The 20720-nt window shown below is 63.4% G+C and carries 18 protein-coding genes and 1 pseudogene; 3 read left to right on the top strand and 16 right to left on the bottom strand.

Translation table 11 applies throughout. The features are described 5' to 3' along the window. Positions 1-42: 42 nt before the first annotated feature. From ispF to nhaD, 11 genes are all read right to left on the bottom strand, one after another. Positions 43-534: a 2-C-methyl-D-erythritol 2,4-cyclodiphosphate synthase gene (gene ispF, locus DBW_RS01950; RefSeq protein WP_066729627.1), complete on the bottom strand. Its 492-nt coding sequence runs from the start codon at positions 532-534 to the stop codon at positions 43-45. Then, positions 534-1232, bottom strand: coding sequence for a 2-C-methyl-D-erythritol 4-phosphate cytidylyltransferase (ispD, locus tag DBW_RS01945; protein ID WP_066723459.1), 699 nt, complete (start codon positions 1230-1232; stop codon positions 534-536). The genes ispF and ispD overlap by 1 nt, the downstream gene beginning before the upstream one ends. Before the next feature lie 134 nt (positions 1233-1366). After that, positions 1367-1852, bottom strand: a complete 486-nt coding sequence (locus DBW_RS01940; protein WP_066723452.1) for a CarD family transcriptional regulator — start codon at positions 1850-1852, stop codon at positions 1367-1369. 128 nt (positions 1853-1980) lie between these two features. Further along, the gene (locus DBW_RS01935; RefSeq protein ID WP_066723450.1) at positions 1981-2655 is read right to left on the bottom strand and encodes a carboxypeptidase-like regulatory domain-containing protein; all 675 of its coding nucleotides are present in this window, start codon (positions 2653-2655) and stop codon (positions 1981-1983) included. Positions 2656-2801: 146 nt separating this feature from the next. Continuing rightward, positions 2802-4694 (bottom strand): penicillin-binding protein activator, encoded by a 1893-nt coding sequence (locus DBW_RS01930; RefSeq protein WP_066723446.1) that lies wholly within the window; start codon positions 4692-4694, stop codon positions 2802-2804. A gap of 43 nt (positions 4695-4737) precedes the next feature. Next, a complete protein-coding gene (dnaJ, locus tag DBW_RS01925; protein WP_197463706.1) occupies positions 4738-5832 on the bottom strand; it encodes a molecular chaperone DnaJ in 1095 nt (364 codons plus the stop codon). Between the two features lie 129 nt (positions 5833-5961). Next, the gene (gene dnaK, locus DBW_RS01920; protein ID WP_066723439.1) at positions 5962-7863 is read right to left on the bottom strand and encodes a molecular chaperone DnaK; all 1902 of its coding nucleotides are present in this window, start codon (positions 7861-7863) and stop codon (positions 5962-5964) included. A 63-nt stretch (positions 7864-7926) separates the two neighbouring features. Beyond that, on the bottom strand, positions 7927-8511 hold the full coding sequence (gene grpE, locus DBW_RS01915; RefSeq protein WP_231875374.1) for a nucleotide exchange factor GrpE: 585 nt from the start codon (positions 8509-8511) through the stop codon (positions 7927-7929). Position 8512: 1 nt separating this feature from the next. Then, complete coding sequence (hrcA, locus tag DBW_RS01910) at positions 8513-9556, bottom strand: heat-inducible transcriptional repressor HrcA (protein WP_066723433.1); 1044 nt, start codon at positions 9554-9556, stop codon at positions 8513-8515. A gap of 147 nt (positions 9557-9703) precedes the next feature. Further along, on the bottom strand, positions 9704-10837 hold the full coding sequence (hemW, locus tag DBW_RS01905; protein WP_066723430.1) for a radical SAM family heme chaperone HemW: 1134 nt from the start codon (positions 10835-10837) through the stop codon (positions 9704-9706). Positions 10838-10891: 54 nt separating this feature from the next. Beyond that, entirely contained in the window at positions 10892-12295 is a 1404-nt protein-coding gene (gene nhaD, locus DBW_RS01900; protein ID WP_066729625.1) for a sodium:proton antiporter NhaD, read from the bottom strand. A 295-nt stretch (positions 12296-12590) separates the two neighbouring features. On the opposite strand from nhaD, the gene DBW_RS01895 reads away from it, so the two are divergent. After that, positions 12591-13382 carry a carbon-nitrogen family hydrolase gene (locus tag DBW_RS01895; protein ID WP_066723428.1) on the top strand — a complete coding sequence of 264 codons (792 nt, stop codon included), beginning with the start codon at positions 12591-12593 and terminating at the stop codon, positions 13380-13382. Between the two features lie 57 nt (positions 13383-13439). Here the strand turns inward: DBW_RS01895 and DBW_RS01890 are convergent, their stop codons facing one another. Together DBW_RS01890 and DBW_RS01885 are read right to left on the bottom strand one after the other, a co-directional pair. Further along, the gene (locus DBW_RS01890; protein WP_066723426.1) at positions 13440-13844 is read right to left on the bottom strand and encodes a hypothetical protein; all 405 of its coding nucleotides are present in this window, start codon (positions 13842-13844) and stop codon (positions 13440-13442) included. Positions 13845-13853: 9 nt separating this feature from the next. Next, positions 13854-14813 carry a cation diffusion facilitator family transporter gene (locus DBW_RS01885; RefSeq protein ID WP_066723425.1) on the bottom strand — a complete coding sequence of 320 codons (960 nt, stop codon included), beginning with the start codon at positions 14811-14813 and terminating at the stop codon, positions 13854-13856. 172 nt (positions 14814-14985) lie between these two features. On the opposite strand from DBW_RS01885, the gene trxB reads away from it, so the two are divergent. Then, positions 14986-15918: a thioredoxin-disulfide reductase gene (trxB, locus tag DBW_RS01880; protein WP_066723422.1), complete on the top strand. Its 933-nt coding sequence runs from the start codon at positions 14986-14988 to the stop codon at positions 15916-15918. Here trxB and ald read toward each other — a convergent pair whose 3' ends face one another. Beyond that, positions 15919-17043 carry an alanine dehydrogenase gene (gene ald, locus DBW_RS01875; RefSeq protein WP_066723419.1) on the bottom strand — a complete coding sequence of 375 codons (1125 nt, stop codon included), beginning with the start codon at positions 17041-17043 and terminating at the stop codon, positions 15919-15921. 223 nt (positions 17044-17266) lie between these two features. On the opposite strand from ald, the gene DBW_RS18010 reads away from it, so the two are divergent. Continuing rightward, on the top strand, positions 17267-18595 hold the full coding sequence (locus DBW_RS18010; RefSeq protein WP_082820135.1) for a YifB family Mg chelatase-like AAA ATPase: 1329 nt from the start codon (positions 17267-17269) through the stop codon (positions 18593-18595). Between the two features lie 385 nt (positions 18596-18980). Here DBW_RS18010 and DBW_RS19215 read toward each other — a convergent pair. Beyond that, positions 18981-19787 (bottom strand): annotated as a pseudogene (locus DBW_RS19215) (recombinase family protein); the annotation flags it as partial. Between the two features lie 54 nt (positions 19788-19841). Further along, positions 19842-20639, bottom strand: a complete 798-nt coding sequence (locus DBW_RS01860; RefSeq protein WP_157471702.1) for an XRE family transcriptional regulator — start codon at positions 20637-20639, stop codon at positions 19842-19844. Positions 20640-20720: the final 81 nt, after the last annotated feature.

Here is a 20720-nt window from a genome sequence, read left to right as displayed (position 1 = left end):
GCTGTGCCGGGAGCCGTGGGTTTGCATTGCGGTTTTGGCCGGCTAGAACTCTTCACCGACCGGGCGCGGTTCCAGCAGGACCACGGCATGGCTGGAAATCCCCTCGCCGCGCCCCTCGAAACCGAGCTCCTCGGTCGTCGTCGCCTTGACGTTGACCCGTTCCGGATCACACTCGCAAGCCGTGGCGATCCGCTCGACCATGGCGGGGATATAGGGGGCGAGTTTCGGGCGCTGGGCGACCACCGTTACATCGAGGTTGCCGATAACATACCCCTTGCGTCGGGTGAGAACCATCACCTCGCGGAGGAGCTTGAGGCTCGAAATTCCCTTGAAGGCGGCATCCGAGTCAGGGAAATGCCGGCCGATATCCCCTTCCCCCAGGGCGCCGAGGATGGCGTCGCAGAGGGCGTGCAACAGGACATCGGCGTCCGAGTGACCCAGCAGACCGAGGGAATAGGGGATTTCCACACCACCGAGGACCAGTTTGCGCTCCGAAACCAGTCGGTGGACGTCATAGCCATGGCCGATGCGCATCATCCTGCCTCCTCCTCCGCTGCCAGGAAGGCCCGGGCCAGCACCAGGTCTTCCGGGGTCGTAATCTTGAGGTTGCGTTCACTGCCGGGGAGCATCGCCACCGGCAGCCCGAGCCGCTCCACCAGGGAGGCGTCGTCGGTGCCGCGGAAGCCGTCCTGCGCCGCCTCGGCGTAGGCGCGCCGCAACACCGCCGCCGGAAACGCCTGGGGGGTCTGGGCGAGCCAGAGGCTCCCCCGCTCCGGGGTCGAGACAATCCGCCCGCCAGCCACCACCTTGACCGTATCCTTGACCGGCAGGCCGACGACGCAACCGCCGACCCGCTTTGCTGTCGCCACGACCGCGGGGATCAGCCCGGCCGGAAAGAGGGGCCGCACCCCGTCGTGGACCAGGACGATGTCGTCATCCGCCGGCGCGGCGGCCGCCAGCCCGTTGGCGACCGAGTCCTGGCGTTCGGCACCGCCGGCAACAATGGCCTCAACTTTGCCAAAGGCGTAGCGTTCCACCACTTCGGCGCGGCAGAAATCGATTTCCGCGGCCGGCGAGATAACCAGAATCCGGTCGATCAGGGGATGGTGATCAAAGACTGCCAGGGTATGAGCGAGGATCGGCCGGTCGGCCAGGGTCAGGTACTGCTTGTTGACGGCGGCTCCCATGCGCCGGCCCATGCCGGCGGCAGGAACCAAGACAATGACACTCATGCTCCTCCGGCGGGCACCCCCGCAGGGCAGGGGCCACCTTGGCGGCGGCCGGCAAGCAGATCTCCGCAGCTGGGCTGCAGAGAAAAAAGAGGACCGGTGCTTGCGCGCCCGGTCCCGGTCTGGACGGTGGGATACTAGTTGACGAAAATGCTCTCGACCCGCTCGGCAACCTGCTGCTCTTCGCTTCCTTCGGCAAAGGCCAGTTCCTTGACCAGCAGCCGCCGCGCCAGGTCGAGCACCTTCTTCTCGCCGTAGGAAAGATCCTTCCCTTCCTTGATCAGGTAGAGTTCGCGCAGCACCTGGGCGACTTCGAGCAGGTCACCCGACTTGATCTTCTCGTTGTATTCCCGTTGCCGGCGGCTCCAGGAAGCAACGGCCCCCCCGTTCTCCTGCTTCTCCCCGAGGGTGGTGTAGATCGTCGAGACCTGGTCTCTCTCAATGACCGTTCGCAGCCCAACTTGGGCCGCATTGGTCACCGGGACCATGATCGTCATGTCGCTGTCGACAATCTTCAGAACATAGAATTTGTTGTGCTGCCCTGAAAACTCCCGGGCTTCGATTGCCTCAATGACACCGAGGCCCTGGGTCGGGTATACCGCCCTGTCGCCAATCTTGAACATAAGGCAAACTCCTTCCGCAACCCGGGAAGAATACCACAACAGAGCCCTCCCGTCAAGGACAACCCCCCGTGAAACGGGGATTTGCGGCGCGTTGCCGGGAGGGCTGCCCCCCACTCCCGGGTCTGCCGTTAACGCCGGTAAGGGGTCACCGTGAGGGTGCCGACATCGAGCATCTGCCCGCTACCGACCTCCCGGCAGGCGTCCTCGCCGCGACCGAGCAGGCCATAGAGTTCACCGGCCACCGGCTGACCGCGGCTCCCGGAGCGAACCACCAGACAATAACGTCCGGCCGCCGGAACGTGGAGAATAAAGTGGCCATCGATCTGCGTCGCCGGGGAAGTGACGTCGGGCATACGATGGAAGTCACTGTCACGGTACGCCATGGCGATGACGCCGGCGACCGGCTGGCCGCTGGCGTCCACGACGGAACCGGTAAAACCGGTATCGCTACTGGCGAGACGGGCGTTACGACCGAGCTGGGGCCGGTTACCGCCCATGAGAACGAAATCGGCACGTCCCACCCGGGACGGCGCCACTGCTATCGGGTTGTCGGGAAAGAGCGCCCAGGCATCCCCCGGCTGCGGCGGCCCCGATTCTCCGCCCCCCTGCCGCAGCCGTGCCACCAACCAGTAGTCTCCCTCGACCAGATCGAGAAAATAGGCGCCGGCGGCATCGGTCTCCGCGGCAAAATCGGCAGGCCCGCGCAGGTTACCGCGGGGATTGCGATAGGCATAAACCCAGGCCCCTGCAGCCGGTCGACCATTCTGACTGCGCACCGTCCCGGCGATGCCCGACGCCCCCAAACCGCCACCCGGAGGCGCCAGAACCGGAGTCGCGGGGCCGGGGCTGCAGGATAGCAACAGCAGCAGGGCTACGGCCGCAAAAACTGGCCGGAGGAGGGTTCGATATCGCCAGGGTGCCATACTTAGGGAGAATCCGTCAGCCGCGCTCAATTGATCTGGACAATCTTGCCATTTTTCACCTGCAAGAGAAAGAGGACCTTATCCGCTTCCCCCTCCAGGGTGAAGGAGGTGGCACCGGTAACGCCGGGATAATTGTGCAGCCGTTGCAGGGCGAGGCGCAGTTCGGCGCGGGTCGCGATCGCCGGATCGCTCAGGATGTCGAGGAGAATGCCGGCCACATCGTACCCCTGGGCTTCAAGGACGGTCGGCTCCTCCCCATAACGTTCGAGGTAGCGGGCGACGAAGTCGCGCACAAAGGGATAGGGGCTGTGAACAAAGAAGCCATCGACGAAGACCGCCCCCTCGACGTAGGGGCCGGCAGCCCGGACCAGCTCCGGCGAATTCCAGCCGTTGATACCGAACAGAGGCACCCCCTCGAGACCATAATAGGGGAGCTGCGGCGCCAGCAGGCCGACCTTTTCGACGTAATCGGGGATGAAGAGCGCCTGGAACGGCAGGGGCGGCGGTTCCGGCCGGAAAAGCTCTTCCAGGGGGTCATCGGAAGGTGCCTCATCCCGGGCATCGGGGTCCTTCCCCATCAGCAGGCGGACCTGGCGGCGGAAATCGGTGGCATCGGGAGCATAAGCCGCGCGCACCAGGACCTGGCCGCCGCAGCGGCGCAGCGCCGCGGTAAATAAATCGGCCATCTCTTGCCCGGAACGGCTGTCGGGCAGCAGAATGGCGAAACGGGTCAGGCCCCGCACCTCCACCGCATAGCGGGCCAGCGCCTCGGCCTGCAGTTGCGGCGTCAGCGAGTCGCGGAAGATCATGTTGCCCAGTTGCGGCAGGTCCTCGCGTTGCGACAGGGTCAGCAACGGCACCTGCTCCTGCTGGGCGCGCTCGGCGGCGGCCACAGCCGCAGACCCGGTGATCGGTCCGGCGATCGCCATCACCCCGTCCTCGCGCACCAGCCTGCTCACCGCTTCCGCGCTGCGCTCGGGGTCGGCGCCGATATCCCGGAAGAGGAGTCGCACCGGGGCCGGGCCACCGGACTTTTGGTCCAGGGCGAGTTCCATGCCGCGGCGCACCAGCTCGCCAAAGGTCGCATACTTTCCGGAGAGGGGGAGCAGTACGCCGATCGTGCGCTGCAGCCAGGGGCGCCCCGCCACCCGCGCATAGAGCTCCGCCGCCGCGGCGCGATAAGGAAAGTCGACCGGGCTGCCGAGGAGCCTCGTCAACAGGCGGCTGGCGGTGGCCTGATCGCCACGCCGATAGGCCCGTTCGGCCTGCTGCAGGAGGGCATCAAGCCCGAGGGGAGTCTCCCCGAACATGAAGGCGGCCTCGCCGAGCGCAGCTTCGTCCAGGGTCTGCAGGATCGCGTGTCCTTCCTGCAGGGGGACAGAGCTCGTCTCGGGAACGAGGCGCACGAGCTGGTAGAGGAAAGTGAGGGCTTCCAGGGGGCGGCCCAGGGCGGCATCGGCGCGGGCCAGCGCCTGCAGGCGTGCCCCCTGGCTGGTCGTGGAAAGGTCGGGGGGATCGACGGCCAGCAGCTGCTGCCGGGCCCTTTCGACCTGGCCGTTGGCAAGGAGCGCCTGGCCGAGGAGCAGGCGCAGCTCCGGGGTACGCTCCGCCTCCGGTACCCGTTCCAGGTAGAGCAATGCTTCCTGGGGATGGTTTTGCTGGAGAAAGATCTGCGCCAGGGCGAGGACGGCGCGGGGAAGTTCGGGGTCGGCGGGATGCTGGACGACAAATCCGCGCAGCAGGATGGTGGCCTGGTCGACCTGGCCGGCGCGGAAGAGGGCCAACCCCTGCTCCAGGCTCCCCTGCCCTTCGCCGAAACCCGGGGGGCGGCTCTCCGCGGGGCTGTCCGGGTAGGCCGCCGCCGTCAGGGGCAAGGCGAGCAGGAGCAGTAACAGCACCAGCTTCAGCAAGCGAGTCATCCCATCCTCCCTGACCGGGACCGTTTTGGGCGTCCCGCCCCGGTCAATCGAAGAGTTCCTTGACCTTGTCGAAAAAGCCCTTCCCCGTGGGGTTGATCTCCTCGCCCCCCTCACGCGCGAACTCCTCAAGGAGTTCGCGCTGCTTTGCGGTAAGCCGGGTCGGGGTTTCGAGACGGACCACCACCAGGTGATCGCCGCGGCCGTAACCCTGCAGGTGCGGGATCCCCTTGCCGGCGAGCTTGAAGACCTTTCCGGTCTGGGTGCCGGCGGGGATCTTGAGCTTGACCTTGCCGTCCAGGGTGGGGACCTCGAGTTCGCAGCCCAGGGTCGCCTGGACGAAGGAGATCGGCACCTCGCAGATGACCTCCTGCCCCTCCCGCTGGAAGAGGGGATGGTCCTTGACCGCAATCACCACGTAAAGATCGCCGGGCGGACCGCCCTGGCTCCCGGTATCCCCCTCGCCGCTCAGCTTGAGGCGGGTGCCGGTTTCAACCCCGGCGGGAATCTTCAGGGAGAGCTGGCGTTTCGCCTGGATGCGTCCGGCGCCCCGGCACTCAGGGCAGGGGCTGAGGATGACCCGCCCTTCGCCACCGCACTCGGGGCAGGGGCGGGTCAGGGAGAAGAATCCCTGCTGGTAGCGAACCTGTCCGGCCCCCTGGCAGGTGGGGCAGGTCTTGGGACTGGTCCCCTTCTTCGCCCCGCTGCCGTCACAGGCACTACAGCTCTGGTGGCGGGGAATCTGGATCTTGGTCTCCAGGCCAAAGGCCGCCTCCTCGAAGGAGATGGAGAGATTGTAACGCAGATCGTCACCCCGCCGACCGCGGCCGCGCCGGGAGCCACCGCCACCAAAGATATCCCCGAAGATGTCGCCGAAGATATCCTCAAACGGGCTGCCGCCAAAGCCGCCGCCGCCATTCAGGCCGGCGTGGCCGAACTGGTCATAGGTCGCCCGCTTCTGGGGGTCGGAGAGGACCGCATAGGCCTCGGACAGCTCCTTGAACCGTTCCTCCGCCGCCTTGTCCCCGGGGTTCTTGTCAGGATGATAGCGCAGTGCCAGCCGCCGATAGGCTTTCTTGATCTCGGTATCGCTGGCGTTGCGATTGACTTCGAGTGCTTCGTAGTAGTCTTGCTTGGCCAATGGATCTGTCCTCGCAGCGGCCTCACCGCCGCCGGCTCTCTGCATCCACCGGGGTGGAGCAGGGGTTTCCAAGCGCCAGAAGCCGGGACGGGTCCCGGCTTCTGGCCCCGCTATTCAGGGCGAAGGAGATTACTTCTTCTTGTCGCCGTCGACTTCCTCGAATTCGGCGTCCACCACCGTATCGTCACCGCCCCCCGGCGCTCCCTCCGGGGCGGCGCCGGCCTGCTGGGCCTGGGCATACATCGCCTCGGCCAGCTTGTGGGAAGCCTGGCCCAGCGCCTCGGTTTTGCTGCGGATCGCCTCGGCATCGCCGCTCTCCATCGCCGCCTTCAGCTCATCGAGGGCGCTGCGAATCTTGCCGCGGGTCTCGTCGTCGATCTTGTCGGCATGTTCGTCCAGAGACTTTTCGGTGGTATAGACCAGGCCGTCGGCCTGGTTGCGGGCCTCGATCAGTTCGCGCTTCTTCTTGTCTTCGCCGGCATGGGCCTCGGCATCCTTGACCATCTTCTCGATCTCCTCCTCGGAGAGGCCGGAGGAGGCAGTGATCTTGATCGACTGCTCCTTGCCGGTGCCGAGATCCTTCGCCGAAACATGCAGGATGCCGTTGGCGTCAATGTCGAAGGTCACCTCGATCTGCGGCACGCCGCGGGGCGCCGCCGGAATACCGACCAGTTCGAAACGGCCGATGGTCTTGTTGTCGGAAGCCATCTCCCGCTCGCCCTGCAGCACGTGCACCGAGACGGCGGGCTGGTTGTCGGCGGCGGTGGAGAAGACCTGGCTCTTCTTGCAGGGGATGGTGGTGTTCTTTTCGATCAGCCGGGTCATGACACCACCGAGGGTCTCGATGCCAAGGGAGAGGGGGGTGACGTCGAGGAGCAGCACGTCCTTGACCTCGCCCTTGAGCACTCCGCCCTGGATGGCGGCGCCGATGGCAACCACTTCGTCAGGATTGACGCCGCGGTTCGGCTGCTTGCCAAAAATATCCTGAACCTTCTTCATCACCGCCGGCATGCGGGTCATGCCGCCGACCAGGATCACCTCGTCGATCTCGGTCGCCGAGAGGCCGGCATCCTTGAGAGCGATCTTGCAGGGCTCGACCAGCTTATTGATCAGGTCGTTGCAGATGCTCTCCAGCTTGGCGCGGGTCAGCTTGATGTTGAGATGCTTGGGACCGGAGGCGTCAGCGGTGATAAAGGGGAGATTGATGTCGGTCTCCATCGAGCCGGAGAGCTCGCACTTGGCCTTCTCCGCCCCTTCCTTGAGGCGCTGCAGGGCCATCTTGTCGTTGCGCAGGTCGATCCCCTGCTCCTTCTTGAACTCGTCGGCGACATAGTCGATGATGCGTTGGTCGAAGTCCTCGCCGCCGAGGAAGGTGTCGCCGTTGGTCGATTTGACCTCGAAGACGCCGTCGCCGAGTTCGAGAATCGAAACGTCGAAGGTACCGCCGCCGAGGTCGAAGACCGCGATCTTCTCGTCCTTCTTTTTCTCCAGGCCATAGGCGAGAGAAGCGGCGGTCGGCTCGTTGATGATGCGCAGGACGTTGAGACCGGCGATCTTGCCGGCGTCCTTGGTCGCCTGGCGCTGGGAATCGTTGAAGTAGGCCGGAACGGTGATGACGGCGTCGGTCACCTCTTCACCGAGGTAGTCTTCGGCGGTCTGCTTCATCTTCTGCAGCACCATCGCCGAGATCTCCGGCGGGCTGTAGTTCTTGCCGCGGGCCTCAATCCAGGCGTCGCCGTTGTCGGCCTTAAGGATCTTGAAGGGGCTGATCTTGATATCCTTCTGCACCGCTTCCGTATCGAACTTGCGGCCGATCAGGCGCTTGATGGCGTAGAGTGTGTTTTCCGGGTTGGTGACCGCCTGGCGCTTGGCCTGCTGCCCCACCAGCCGCTCACCCCCCTCGGTGAAGGCGACCATCGACGGGGTGGTGCGCGAACCTTCCGAGTTGGCGATGACGATCGGCTCGCCACCTTCCATCACGGCGACGCAGGAGTTGGTGGTTCCGAGGTCGATTCCGATAACTTTACCCATGAGTTTATATCCTCCCTTGAAGAAGTTGGCTTTTATTGATTACGCGCCCGGTTCCCGGCGCGCTCACGCGTTTTGCCCCGGGTTCTCCGCCGCGGGCGCCTTGCTGACCATGACCATGGCCGGGCGCAGCAGGCGTTGATTGAGCAGGTAACCCTTCTGCAATTCCTGGATGACACTCCCCGGGGGGAGCTCGTCACTCTCCAGCTGCCCCATGGCCTCGTGGCAGGAGGGGTCGAAGGGCTTGCCGACCGCCTCGACTGCAGTCACACCGGAGCGCTCGAAAACCTTGCGCAGCTGGCCGAGGGTCATTTCCACCCCTTCGAGCAGGCTGCCGTCCCCGGTGCCACTCTCCCGGGCGTGGGCTACCGCCCGCTCCAGGTTGTCGACCACCGGCAGCAGCTCCCGCAGCAGGTTTTCGTTGGCGAAACGGCCGAGGTCTTCTTTCTCGCGCTGGGCCCGCTTGCGATAATTGTCCAAGTCGGCCCTGGTCCGCAGATAGAGGTCCCAGTTCTTGGCCGCCTCTTCCAGGCTGGCCGTCAACCGGTTCTCCAGCTCGGCGTCCGGCGCTGCCGCTTCATTCGTCTCCGCCGGAGTCTGTTCCGTATCAGGGGTCACTTCCGGGGCTTCCGTCTTCTGTTTCTTGGCCACGCTATCCGTTCTCCTCGCTTTCAAGCAGCTGGCTGACCAGCCGCGCGGTGTAGTCAACAATCGGGATGACCATCGAATAAGGCATGCGACTCGGGCCGATCACCCCCAGGGTCCCGAGCGTACCGAGACTGTTGGAGTAGCTGGCGGTGATCAGACTGCACCCCTCGATTTCCCGGTATTCGCTTTCACTGCCGATGAAAATCTGCACCCCCCCGGCCTGCTGGGTCCGGTCGAGAAGCTCGACCAGCTGACTCTTCTTTTCAAAGGCGCGAAACAGCCGGCGCATCTTTTCGACATCGGCGAACTCGGGCTGATCGAGGATGTTCGAAGTCCCCTCGATGTAGAGCTGTCCCCCCGGCTCATCGCGCAGGGCGACCTCGGAGAGGCGCAGCGCCCGCTGCATCAGCTGGTCGTAGAGCGCCTTCTCCCGGGCCATCTCTTCGATTATCTTGGCCTTGACCTGCTGCATCGTCAGGCCGCCGAGAGTCCGGTTGAGGTAATTGCCGATCTGGTCAAGCTCGGACTGGGAGAGGTTCTCGCTGTTCTCCACCAGTTTGTTCTGCACCAGCCCGGAGCGGGTGACAAAGACCACCAGCAGCCGCCCCTGGGAGAGGCGAACGAACTCGATATGGCGGAAGATGGTGCTGGTGAAGCGCGGCGCCATGACAATGCCGGTGTAACTCGACATCATCGACAGCGCCTTGCCGGCTTCCTGCAGCAAATCCTCGACCCGCAGCCCGCGCTTGCGATAGTGCCCCTCGATGCGCAACTGCTCATCCCGGGTCAGCTGCCGCAACTGGAGCAGGGAGTCGACGTAAAAACGATAACCCTTCTCGGTCGGAACTCGACCGGCGGAGGTATGCGGCGAGGCGATGTAGCCCATCTCTTCGAGGTCGGCCATGACGTTGCGCACGGTGGCCGGCGAGATCGCCATCTGGTGGCGCCGGGTCACTGCCCGCGAGCCGACCGGTTCCGCCGAGGCGATGTAGTCTTCAATAATCGCCTCGAGAATCCGGCGACCCCGCTCGTTGAGCTCTTCGGCCATCGCAATCCCCGCCCCAAAAAATCAAGCCGGACAACCCGGCCGACCCATCCTTAGCACTCCTGAGACGAGAGTGCTAACGGGACTCAACATAACAACGGCCCCTCCCTTTGTCAAGGGTGAAGGGCGACACCGCAGAGTGCCCCTATTTCAAAGAAAGGCACTGATCAGGTGGTCGTAAAGGAGCCAGCCATCGAGATCGAAAACCCAGCGGCCCTGGCGCCGGGAAAGGCGCTGGCCGCAGCGCCGCAAAGCCGCCGGAAAAGCGCTGGCCACATCACTGCCGAAGGCATCCTGGAATGCCGCGTCGTCGACACCGGCCGCGGTACGCAGGCCGAGGTAGAGGGTCTCGGCCATCGCCCCGCGGCGGTCGAACTGCTCCAGTTCCGTCGCCGGGTCCTGTCCGCTGCGCAGCGCCGCGGCATAGCCGGCGAGGTCAGGAGCGACCGCCAGCCGCCGCCCCCAGCCATCCGCAATAAAGCTGTGAGCCCCGGCGCCCACGCCAACAACGCTGCGTCGTTGCCAATAACCAAGGTTGTGCCGGCATTCCCTGCCCGGGCGGGCGAAGTTGGAGACTTCGTAATGGACCAGTCCGGCTGCCGTGAGGGCCGCGTCGAGCTGCCGGTAGCCGGCGGCGAATCGTCCTTCGTCGGCGGGGAGAAACTCGCCGCGCTGGAGGCGGGTGGCCAGCGGGGTTCCCGCCTCGACACTCAACCCGTAACAGGAGAGATGCTCCGGAGCGAGCTCGAGCAACCCTGTCACCTCGGCATCGAGACTTGCCTCCGTCTCGCCAGGGAGGCCGAAGATCAGGTCGCAGGAGAGGTTGTCGAAGCCGGCCCGGCGCGCCCAGGCGCAGGCCTGGCGTCCTTGTGCGGCGGAGTGGCCGCGACCGAGAAAGGCGAGGGAGAAATCGTTAAGGGATTGCAGCCCGAGGGAGAGCCGGTTCACCCCGGCGGCGCGGTAGTCGGCCAGAGAGGCGGGCGTCACCGTCCCGGGGTTCGCCTCCAGGGAAATCTCGACCCCGGGGGCGAAACCGAAACGGCGCTCGGCGGCCGCCAGCAGCCCGGCAACCGCTTTTGGTTCGAGCAGCGAAGGGGTGCCGCCCCCAAAAAAGACGCTCGCCAGGGGCGCCGGGGCTGACCATTGGGCCGGGGTCAGCGCCAGCTGGTCATGCAGCAACGTAACGTAATCGGCGAGCGGCAGGGCGGCGTCGGCGAGGGAGAAGAAGTCGCAGTAAGCGCACTTGCTGCGGCAGTAGGGGATATGAAAATAGAGTCCGGCCATGAAAAAAGCGGGGAGTCGCCTCCCCGCCTCGTTGCCTGCGGCGGTCGTCGCCGGTTAATGGAAGTCGGTAAAGTGACTGGCGTTGAGCCAGAGGTGGACGAGGATGCTCGCCGCATAACCGAGCGCCACCGCCCAGGTCCACTTCAGGTGGTTGCCAAAGGTGTAAATCCCGCGAGCCGAGCCCATCAGGGCGACCCCGGCGGCCGAACCGATGGAGAGCAGGCTGCCCCCAACGCCGGCGGTGAGGGTCACCAGCAGCCACTGGCCGTGGGACATGTGCGGGTCCATGGTGAGGACCGCGAACATCACCGGGATGTTGTCGACGATTGCCGAGAGGAGGCCAACCAGGACGTTGGCGGTGGTGTGCCCCAGCCCGTTATAGGCGAAATTGGAGACATAGGCGAGGTAGCCGAACTGACCGAGCCCTCCGACGCAGAGGATGACGCCGTAGAAGAAGAGGAGGGTGTCCCATTCGGCCTTGGCAATCTTGCGAAAGAGGTCGAAGCCGGCCACCGGCATGTGGGCATGACCGGTGACGTCGAGGGGGCTGTCGCCGCTGAGCAGACGATGTTCCAGTTTCTTCAGGTAGTAGGCGAAAAAGGAGAGGTAACCGAGACCGAGCATCATGCCGACGGCCGGCGGCAGGTGCAGGAAGTTGTGAAAAGAGACGGCGGTGGCGATCGTCAGCAGGAAGAGGAACATGATGCGCCGGGCGCCGATCTTCATATGCACCGTCTCGTCCATCGCCTCGGGCTTCTCCTTGGGGACGGCGAAGCTCATGATCGCCGCCGGAATCAGCCAGTTGACCAGGGAGGGGAAGAAGATGGCGAAGAATTCGATGAAATCGACCTTCCCCTTCTGCCAGACCATCAGCGTGGTGATGTCGCCAAAGGGGGAGAAGGCACCACCGGCGTTGGCGCCGACGACGATATTGATGCAGGCGACGATGACGAAGGCGCGGTTGCTCCCCCCCACCGCCATCGCCACCGCTCCCATCAGAAGAGCGGTGGTCAGGTTGTCGGCGACCGGGGAGATGATGAAGGCGAGAAAGCCGGTGACCCAGAAGACGGTGCGCAGGGTGAAGCCCTTGTTGACCAGCCAGGAGCGCAGGGCGCGAAAGACATTGCGCTCCTCCAGGGCGTTGATGTAGGTCATCGCCGCCAGCAGGAAGAGGAAGAGTTCGGCATACTCGGTGAGGTTGCCGAGGATCGCTGCATGGGGCGTATGGGTGTCGCCCATCGCCGCATAGGCGAGGGCGACCAGGACCCAGATAATCCCGGCAGCGAGAATAACCGGCTTACTCTTGCGCAGGTGCAGCTTCTCCTCGAGAATGACCAGCGAGTAGGCCGCGACGAAAAGAATCAGCCCGAAGATCCCGTAAGCGGTACCGGTCAGGTTGGCCACCTCGCCGCCACCGCTCGCCAGTGCCGGCACGCCGCTCGCCAGCAGCAGCACCATTGTCAGAAGAAAGCTCTTCACAACTCCCACCTTTTCTCCGCCAGCGGGCTCGCCATGCGGGTCGCGGGCATGTTAAAATCCGGTCGGACCTGCCCGGGTCGACGACCGGATAGCCTAGGGCCAAAACAATAGAACGCCTTGTTTTTTACCATCGGCCTCTTGACAGTGTCAAGGGAAAGCGGACGGCCAAGGGCCCTTGTACTGTCAAGGCAACAGCCCTATAATGAGACCTTCACGGGGCCGCTCCGGCCACGTGAATTTTTTAAAACCATGTTTTTACGGGAGGCATTTTTCCATGAATCGCAAAATCTGTGCGGCGGCCGTTCAATTCAACATCACCCTCGGGGGGGTGGAGGCCAATCTCGGCAAAGCCCTGGCCGGGCTGGAACGGGTCCAGGCCCGCGGCGCCCAACTGGCAGTCCTGCCGGAAATGTGGAGCAGTGGCTACGACTACAAACGCCTTTCCCAACTGGCGGAAGAGACCCCCCGGGTCCGCGCGGCGCTGCGTGAATTTTCCGCCCGCCACGGCATGGTCATCGTCGGCAGCCTGCCGGAAAAGAGCGACGGCAGGATTTACAACACCGCCTACGTCATCGATCGCGGAGTCGATCTTGCCAGCTACCGCAAGCTGCATCTCTTCTCCACCATGGGCGAAGACCGTTTCCTCGCCGCCGGCGACCAGCTGAAGGTGGTACCGACCTCCGTCGGCCGCCTCGGGGTGGCGATCTGCTACGACCTGCGTTTCCCGGAATTCTTCCGCAAGCTCGCTCTCGAAGGGGCCGAAATCCTCTGTATCCCCGCCGAGTGGCCGAAACCCCGTCAGGAGCACTGGCGCACCCTGTTGCGGGCGCGGGCGATCGAGAATCAGCTCTTTGTCGCCGCCGCCAATTGCTGCGGAATCCAGGGGAAGCTTGACTTCTTCGGTATGAGCCTGCTCCTGTCAGCCCGCGGCGAAATCCTGGCCGAGGCCGGCGAAAGCGCGGCCGAACTCTGCGCCCTCTTCGACTTCGCCGAAATGGCCACCTACCGTGCCCAGATTCAGTGCTTCAAGGACCGCCGCCCGGAAATCTACGGCACCCTCCCCTGAAATCCTTCGCACCCGTACCATGTGAACCGGCAGGCCATGCGGCCTGCCGGTTTTGTTTCAGCGCTCCAGCGGCCGGGCTTCGCCGCGGTAGCGCTCCGGGATATCCTCGCGACGATCGGCAAACTGCAGGTCGCCGGCAGCATCGACCCAGAGGTAGCGCGGTGTGGCAGCGGCCTCCGGTTTGCCCTGAGCCGGCGCCGCTGGCTGCGACGTGGTTGCCGGCCGGGCCGGGGGGGTGACGGGGGCCGGGTGCTGCACCGCCTGATCGATCAGCTGGTCGATGGTCGCCGGCGGCGCGTGGCCGGCAAGCCGCAGCAGGCGGCCCCGGAAATCGAGATAGAAAGAGCGCACTGAGGCGAGGGCCGGCTGCTCCATCGGCACCCGCAGCAGCAGCTGGTCCGTTGCCAGCAGCAGGCCGAAAAAGACCAGGGCCCAGAGGAGAAACTTCAGGGATTTACTCATCGTCAGGGCTCAATGGAGGTGGTCATGGTCATGGCCGCCATGATCGTGGTGATGATCGTGCCGCTGCCGATGCTGCAGCTGCTGGATGACCGGGCCGGTGAGGCAGCGGGAACACTCCCCCTGCAGGGTGGTGTGGGTGATGTGGTAATCATGCTCCAGCATCTGTTCGATGGTGCCGATGATTTCCCCCTGGCGCAGGCGAAAATCCGGTTCAATGTCGATATGGGCGGAGAGCGCCGAGATGTGGGAGCAGATCGACCAGACGTGGAGGTGGTGAATGTCGTTGACCCCCTCCACGGCCCGCATCTTGGCGACCACGTCGTCGACCTCGACATGGGCCGGCACCCCTTCCAGGAGGATATGCCCCGCCTCCCGCAGCAGGCGGATCGACCCCCAGCCGATGATCAGGGCGATCGCCGCGGAAATCAGGGCATCGACCACGTACCAGCCGGTGTAGAGCATCACCAGGCCGCCGAGGATTACCCCGACCGAGGCGATGGCATCGCCGATCACGTGGAGAAAGGCGCTGCGCACATTGAGGTCGTCGTGGCTGTGGCCATGCAGACGCGTCGCCGCCACCAGGTTCATCACCAGGCCAATGGTCGCGATGATGAACATCTCCTTGCTCTTCACCGCCTCCGGGTGCTGGAAACGGAGCCAGGATTCCTTCAGAATGCCGCCGGCGATCAGGATCAGGGTGGCGCCATTGATGAGGGAGGCGAAGATTTCGGCGCGGTGCCAGCCGTAGGTGCGGCGATCGCTCGCCGGCTTGCCGGCAAGGTAGATGGCCGCCAGCGACAGGACCAGCGCCAGCAGGTCCATGAAGACATGGGCGGCATCGGAGAGGAGCGCCAGCGAATTGGTCCAGAAGCCGCCGATCACCTCGGCCACCAGGGTCACCGCGGTCAGGGCGATGGCAAAGAGGAAACCGCGGCTGATGCTCTGGTCGAGGTGCTCGGAAGCGGCCATCCGGGGGAGGTCCTTTCAGCGGGGGATGGTGAGGTGCGGGCTGGCCCCTATTCTAGGCCGGCTGCCCGGGGAAATCAAGGCGACAGCCGCACGGAGGAGAGGCACGACGCGGTTTTATTTTGCCGGCGGCTGTGCTATGGTTTGGCCCTTCCATCGACCCAAGGAGTTGATCATGAGTCAGGAGTGTTACGACGTCGTCATCATTGGCGGTGGCCCGGCCGGGCTGACCGCGGGGCTCTACACCTCCCGGGCCAAGCTGCACACGCTGCTGGTCGAGCGGATGATCATGGGCGGCCAGGTGATGACCACCACCAAGGTCGAGAACTATCCCGGCTTTCCCGGCGGCATCGACGGCCCCGACCTGATGCTGCGCTTCCAGGAGCATTGCCAGGAGTTCGGCCTCGAGGTGCGCACCGGCGAGGTCGAAAACCTCGTCGACCAGGGCGCCGTAAAGCTGGTGACCATTGATGGGGAGCCGCTCCGGGCGCGCAGCGTGATCATCACCACCGGCGCCGAACCGCGCAAACTCGGCATCCCCGGCGAACAGGAACTGACCGGCCGCGGCGTCTCCTACTGCGCCACCTGCGACGGCGCCTTCTTTCGCAACGTGCCGGTGGCGATCGTCGGAGGTGGCGACACTGCCGCCGAAGAGGCGCTCTTTCTGACCCGTTTTGCCAGCAAGGTCTCTATCATCCATCGCCGCCGCGAGCTGCGGGCCACCAAGGTGCTGCAGGAGCGTCTCGCCGCCAACCCCAAGATCGAGATCCTCTGGGAGCGCAATGTGCAGAAGGTCGAAGGGGATGCTTCCGGCCTCAAGCAGGCCCTGCTCAGCCATCCCGACGGCAGCGCGGCGGAAACCCTCGCCATCGAAGGCCTTTTCATCGCCGTCGGCGTGACCCCGAAAGCCCACTTTCTGGCCGATGTCCTGCAGCTCGATGCCGACGGCTACATCCTCACCGACGCCGACTGCCGCACCTCGATGCCCGGCGTCTTCGCGGCCGGCGACGTCCGCAAGAAGATGCTCAAGCAGATCGCCACCGCCGTCGGCGACGGCGCGGTGGCGGCGATCATGGCCGAAAAATACCTCGACGACCTCGAAGCCTGATCAGGTAAACGACTTCAGCGCCTCCTCGACCGGGACATAGTCGAGGGCGAAGGCCTCGGCCACCCCCCGGTAGGTGACCAGGCCGTTGACGACGTTGAACCCGGCCCTGATGCCGGCATCCTGGCGCGCGACCCGTTTCCAGCCCTGGGTGGCAATCCGCACGGCATAGGGGAGAGTGGCGTTGGTCAGCGCCACGGTCGAGGTCAGCGGCACCGCCCCCGGCATATTCGCCACGCAGTAATGGACCACCCCGTCCACCTCATAAATCGGCGACTTGTGGGTGGTCGGTCGCGAGGTCTCGAAGCACCCCCCCTGATCGATGGCGACATCGACCAGCACCGCCCCCGGCTTCATCGTTTTCAGCATCTCCCGGCTCACCAACTTCGGCGCCTTCGCCCCGTGCAACAGGACCGCCCCAATCACCACGTCCGCCTCCTGCACCAGTTCCCGGATCGTCGCCGGCGACGACATCAGCGGAAAACAGTTCTTCGGCATCACCTCCGCCAGGTGCCGCAAGCGATCGAGATTCAGGTCTAGCAGGTAGACCCTGGAGCCGAGGCCGCAGGCCATCTGCGCCGCGTGGGTACCGACCACGCCGCCGCCGAGAATCAGCACCGTCGCCGGTGCGACGCCGGGGACTCCGCCGAGCAGGATGCCACGCCCGCCCTGGGCGCGCTCGAGGTACTTCGCCCCCTGCTGCGCCGCCATCCGCCCCGCCACTTCACTCATCGGCATCAGCAGCGGCAGGCTCCCGTCCGCCTGCTCAATCGTTTCATAGGCGATGCAGGTCGCCCCGGTCCTGAGCATCGCCGCGGTCAGGGGCTCGGAAGCGGCAAAGTGAAAGTAGGTGAAGATCACCTGCCCCGGCCGGATCAGGTCGTACTCCGCCGGCTGCGGCTCCTTGACATGCATCACCATCCCGGCGCGGGCGAAGACCTCCTCCGGCCCCGGGGCGATTTCGGCGCCGGCCTCCCGGTAAGCCGCGTCGGCAAAGCCGCTGCCGACGCCGGCACCTTGTTCGACCAATACCTGGTGCCCCTGCCCCTTCATCACCTCGACCCCGGCCGGGGTCATGCTGACCCGGTTCTCCTCGCTCTTGATCTCTTTCAGGATGCCTACGATCATCGCTTTGCTCCCGGTCTGGTCGTGATCAGGTCACGCGCCGCCGCTGTTGGGACATATCCGCTGGCCTTCGATTCCTTAGGAGCATAGCAGCAATTTTTCCGCTTGACGTCCGGCTGCCAGCGACAGGCTGTGATCGACCGCTCCGCAGCTTGCCAGTCCCTGTTTTTTTTGTTAGAACTGCCGGGACAGCCGCACGCTGCGGCCACAGCAGGAGGGGGAACCTATGCTGGCTACCATTCTTTCCGGGGCGCTCCTCGGTATCGATGCCTATGCCGTCGACGTCGAGGTTGACATCGCCCAGGGCCTGCCCCAGTTCGCCACCGTCGGCCTCCCCGAAGGGGCGGTCAAGGAGAGCAAGGACCGCGTCAAGTCGGCAATCAAGAACTCCGGCTACGACTTCCCGGCCCGCCGCATTACCATCAACCTCGCCCCGGCCGACATCCGCAAGGACGGCACCGCCTTCGACCTGCCAATGGCAATCGGCCTGCTGATCGCCAGCGGCGCCATCCGCAAACCCCGCCCGGGGCGCTACCTCTACCTCGGCGAACTCTCCCTCGACGGCCGCGTCAAGCCGGTGCGCGGCACCCTGCCGATCGCCGTCGCCGCCCGCCGCTGGGGGATCGACGGGCTGATTCTCCCCCTCGACAACGCCCCGGAAGGGGCCATCGTCGACGGCCTCCCCGTCTACGGTGTCCGCGACCTCGGCGAGGTGGTCGCCTTTCTCTCCAGCGAGCGGGAGCTGGAACCTTGCCGGGTCGAGGTGCTCGACCTCTTCGCCGCCGCCCGCTGCGAGCATGAGGACTTCGCCGAGGTGCGCGGCCAGCAGCACGTCAAGCGCGCCCTCGAGGTCGCCGCAGCCGGCGCCCATAACCTGCTGATGGTCGGTCCGCCCGGCAGCGGCAAGACTATGCTCGCCCGCCGCGTGCCGGGAATTTTGCCGGCCCAAGCCTTTGACGAAGCCCTGGAGACGACCAAAATCCACTCCGTCGCCGGGCTCCTCGCCGACCGCACCGCCCTGGTCGCCGCCCGTCCCTTTCGTTCTCCCCACCACACCATCTCCGACGCCGGCCTGATCGGCGGCGGCACCATCCCCAAACCCGGCGAAGTCTCCCTCGCCCACAACGGTGTCCTCTTCCTCGACGAACTTCCCGAATTCAAGAAGAACGTCCTGGAAATGCTGCGCCAGCCCCTCGAAGACGGCCAGGTGGCGATCAGTCGCGCGGCGATGAGCCTCACCTTCCCCGCCAGCTTCATGCTTGTCGCCGCCATGAACCCCTGGGGGTTTGTTTATCTTTTTCAAGTAGCATTAAGGAGGGGCTATAAGAAAAGACAAAATGGAGGCTGTCATCCCCGATTTCAACCTTGTCAACCAGATCCCCAACAAGCCTTCTCTTCTCGTCGTCGTTCAGGATCGGCCACATCGAAGCAAAGTTCGTTGCCCTCTCAAGCAAGAAGTCTTTGGCGATGTTGTTCGCCTTCGCAAAGTCGATCTCTGCCTGCAGGCGCGGGATCTCAGCGAGGATCTGCTCCTTCCGCTCTTTCAGCGGCATAAAGCGTTCCGAGAAGTTCCCACGATCGATCGTTTGATCACCAATCAAGTCGAGCAGCGTGTCAATTTTCACATCCACTGACTTGAGCTCTCTTTTTAGCAATTCCAGCCGCTCTTCCTTCGCTTGTCTCTCCGCCTCAAAGTCTGAAACAGCTTTCAGTTCCCCCGGCTTCACGATCATGGTTTTGAGGGCTTTCAGAAAATGTTCTTCAAGCACATCTTCGTTGAGCTTGAAGCAGCACTCTCGGCATCTGTAGCGTGGCACCTTCATCCCAGAGTAAGGGGCCACATACAATTTGGTGCCACATTGACACTGAAGAAGACCGCTGAATAGGTACTTCCCTTCCTTCGGGACCCTTTTCTGAAAAGGCTCGGCGTTTTTGGTCAGAAGCGCATTGGCCTTCTCCCAGATGTCCTCATCGACAATCGGCTCCACCTCTGTAAAGACCCAATCCTCTTCCGGTTTGAGAACCCAGGATTTTTTATTGCCCTTGCTCTTGCTGTAATTGGCTCTTCTGAGTCCTTTGTAGACCGTGTCCTGAAGGAAGCGCTTTAACGTGACGGGCCTGAAAATCCCTTTCCTGGTTCTGAAGCCCTCTTCATTCAGCTTCTGGCACGTGGTCAGGAGCTTGCCGGTCTCAAGGTAGAGTTCATAGGCCCGCCTGATCGTGGGAGCTTCTTTGGGATTTGGTACAAATTGACGATCTTTCCACATGTAGCCAAAGGCACCCTTGCCACCAGTTGGCTTGCCCTGCCGGGCACGAATCGGAATAGACGCCGCGACCCGGGCGGAAATCTCCTCCCGCTCCCATTGGGCGAGCGCCCCGATGACGGTATATAAAAGCCGGCCCGCAGGAGTTGAGGTGTCCAGGCTCTCCTCAAGGCTGATCAGGTTGGCGTTGTACTTTTGAAAGAATTCTGAAAATTCGAGCAGCTCTTTGGTGTTTCGCGCGAGGCGGGCCAATTTCGAGAAGATGAGGCCTCCGATTTTGCCAGAAACAACATCGGCAAACATGCGCTGGGCCTCGGGATGCTCAGAGACGGACTTGCCGGAAACCCCGGACAGGTCATAGGTTTCTACGACTGTCCACCCTTTCAGTTCGGCATACATCCTGGCCCTGGCTTCGTGGTTCCTTGGAGATTCCCCACGGGCCTGGTCTTCAGTAGAAACCCTGATCCAAATTCCAACCTGCATTGATTGATTCATACAAACATCTTCCAAAAATCCTGAGACCCACGATGAGCCCACCTACATCCGTCGCCCGCTCCAAACGACACGGCCAACGATCTTCAGCCCCCCTGCCTGGTCCTTCTTGAGAATTTCAGGCTCGTAGAGTTGGTTATCGCTTTTGATAACAATGGAGCCATCAAGCTTGCGCTGGATGCGCTTCACCAGGAGTGCATCCTCGAATTCCAGGACGTAGATGGCGCTGTCTTCGAGACGATCGGCTCGCAGATCGACCAGAATCATGTCTCCGTCGTTCAGAGTTGGATTCATGCTGTCGCCTTTGACTGACAGCAGGGCCAAATCCTTTCGGGGAACCCGCAGGAAGTTCTGAACCCACTCTTCCTTGAAAGACACAAAGTCGACAATTTGTTCACTTTGAACGTTTCGGCCCGGACCTGCGCCGGCCTCAATTTCATAACGTGGAAACATCACAAACCCCTCCTGAACAGGCTCTGATTTGATTTTCGAGCCTTCGCCGGTCAACAACCACGCCGGATTCGTCTCCGGAAACACCTCCAAAATTTTCAAAAGAATATTTACGTCCGGAAAGCGTTCTCCCCGTTCGTAATTCGCCATTGTGTTTTTGTGGATTCCAAGCTTGTCCGCCAGCTCCGCCTGCTGCATTTCTCCGCGCAGTTCTCTAATCCGCTCCCCTACGCTTCCCAAAGGTTCCTCCACAAATGTGTGTTTAAGAATAAATTTTTGTCTTGACATATTCGATTGTGTGCAATAAAACACAAACGAGGGATCGTGAACAATTTCATGGTTCTGTTTTCTCTCTTGTGTCGATGACGGACCGTAACCACCATCGAAATACATGCAGCCCACAAAAAATGAGTAGAAAGACAACAAATACCACAAAATTTTGTGTCTCGAAAGTTTCTTTTGAGTTTCGGGAGA

Source organism: Desulfuromonas sp. DDH964, assembly GCF_001611275.1.
GTDB lineage: Bacteria > Desulfobacterota > Desulfuromonadia > Desulfuromonadales > DDH964 > DDH964.
This window is presented reverse-complemented; position numbering and strand designations above follow the sequence as displayed.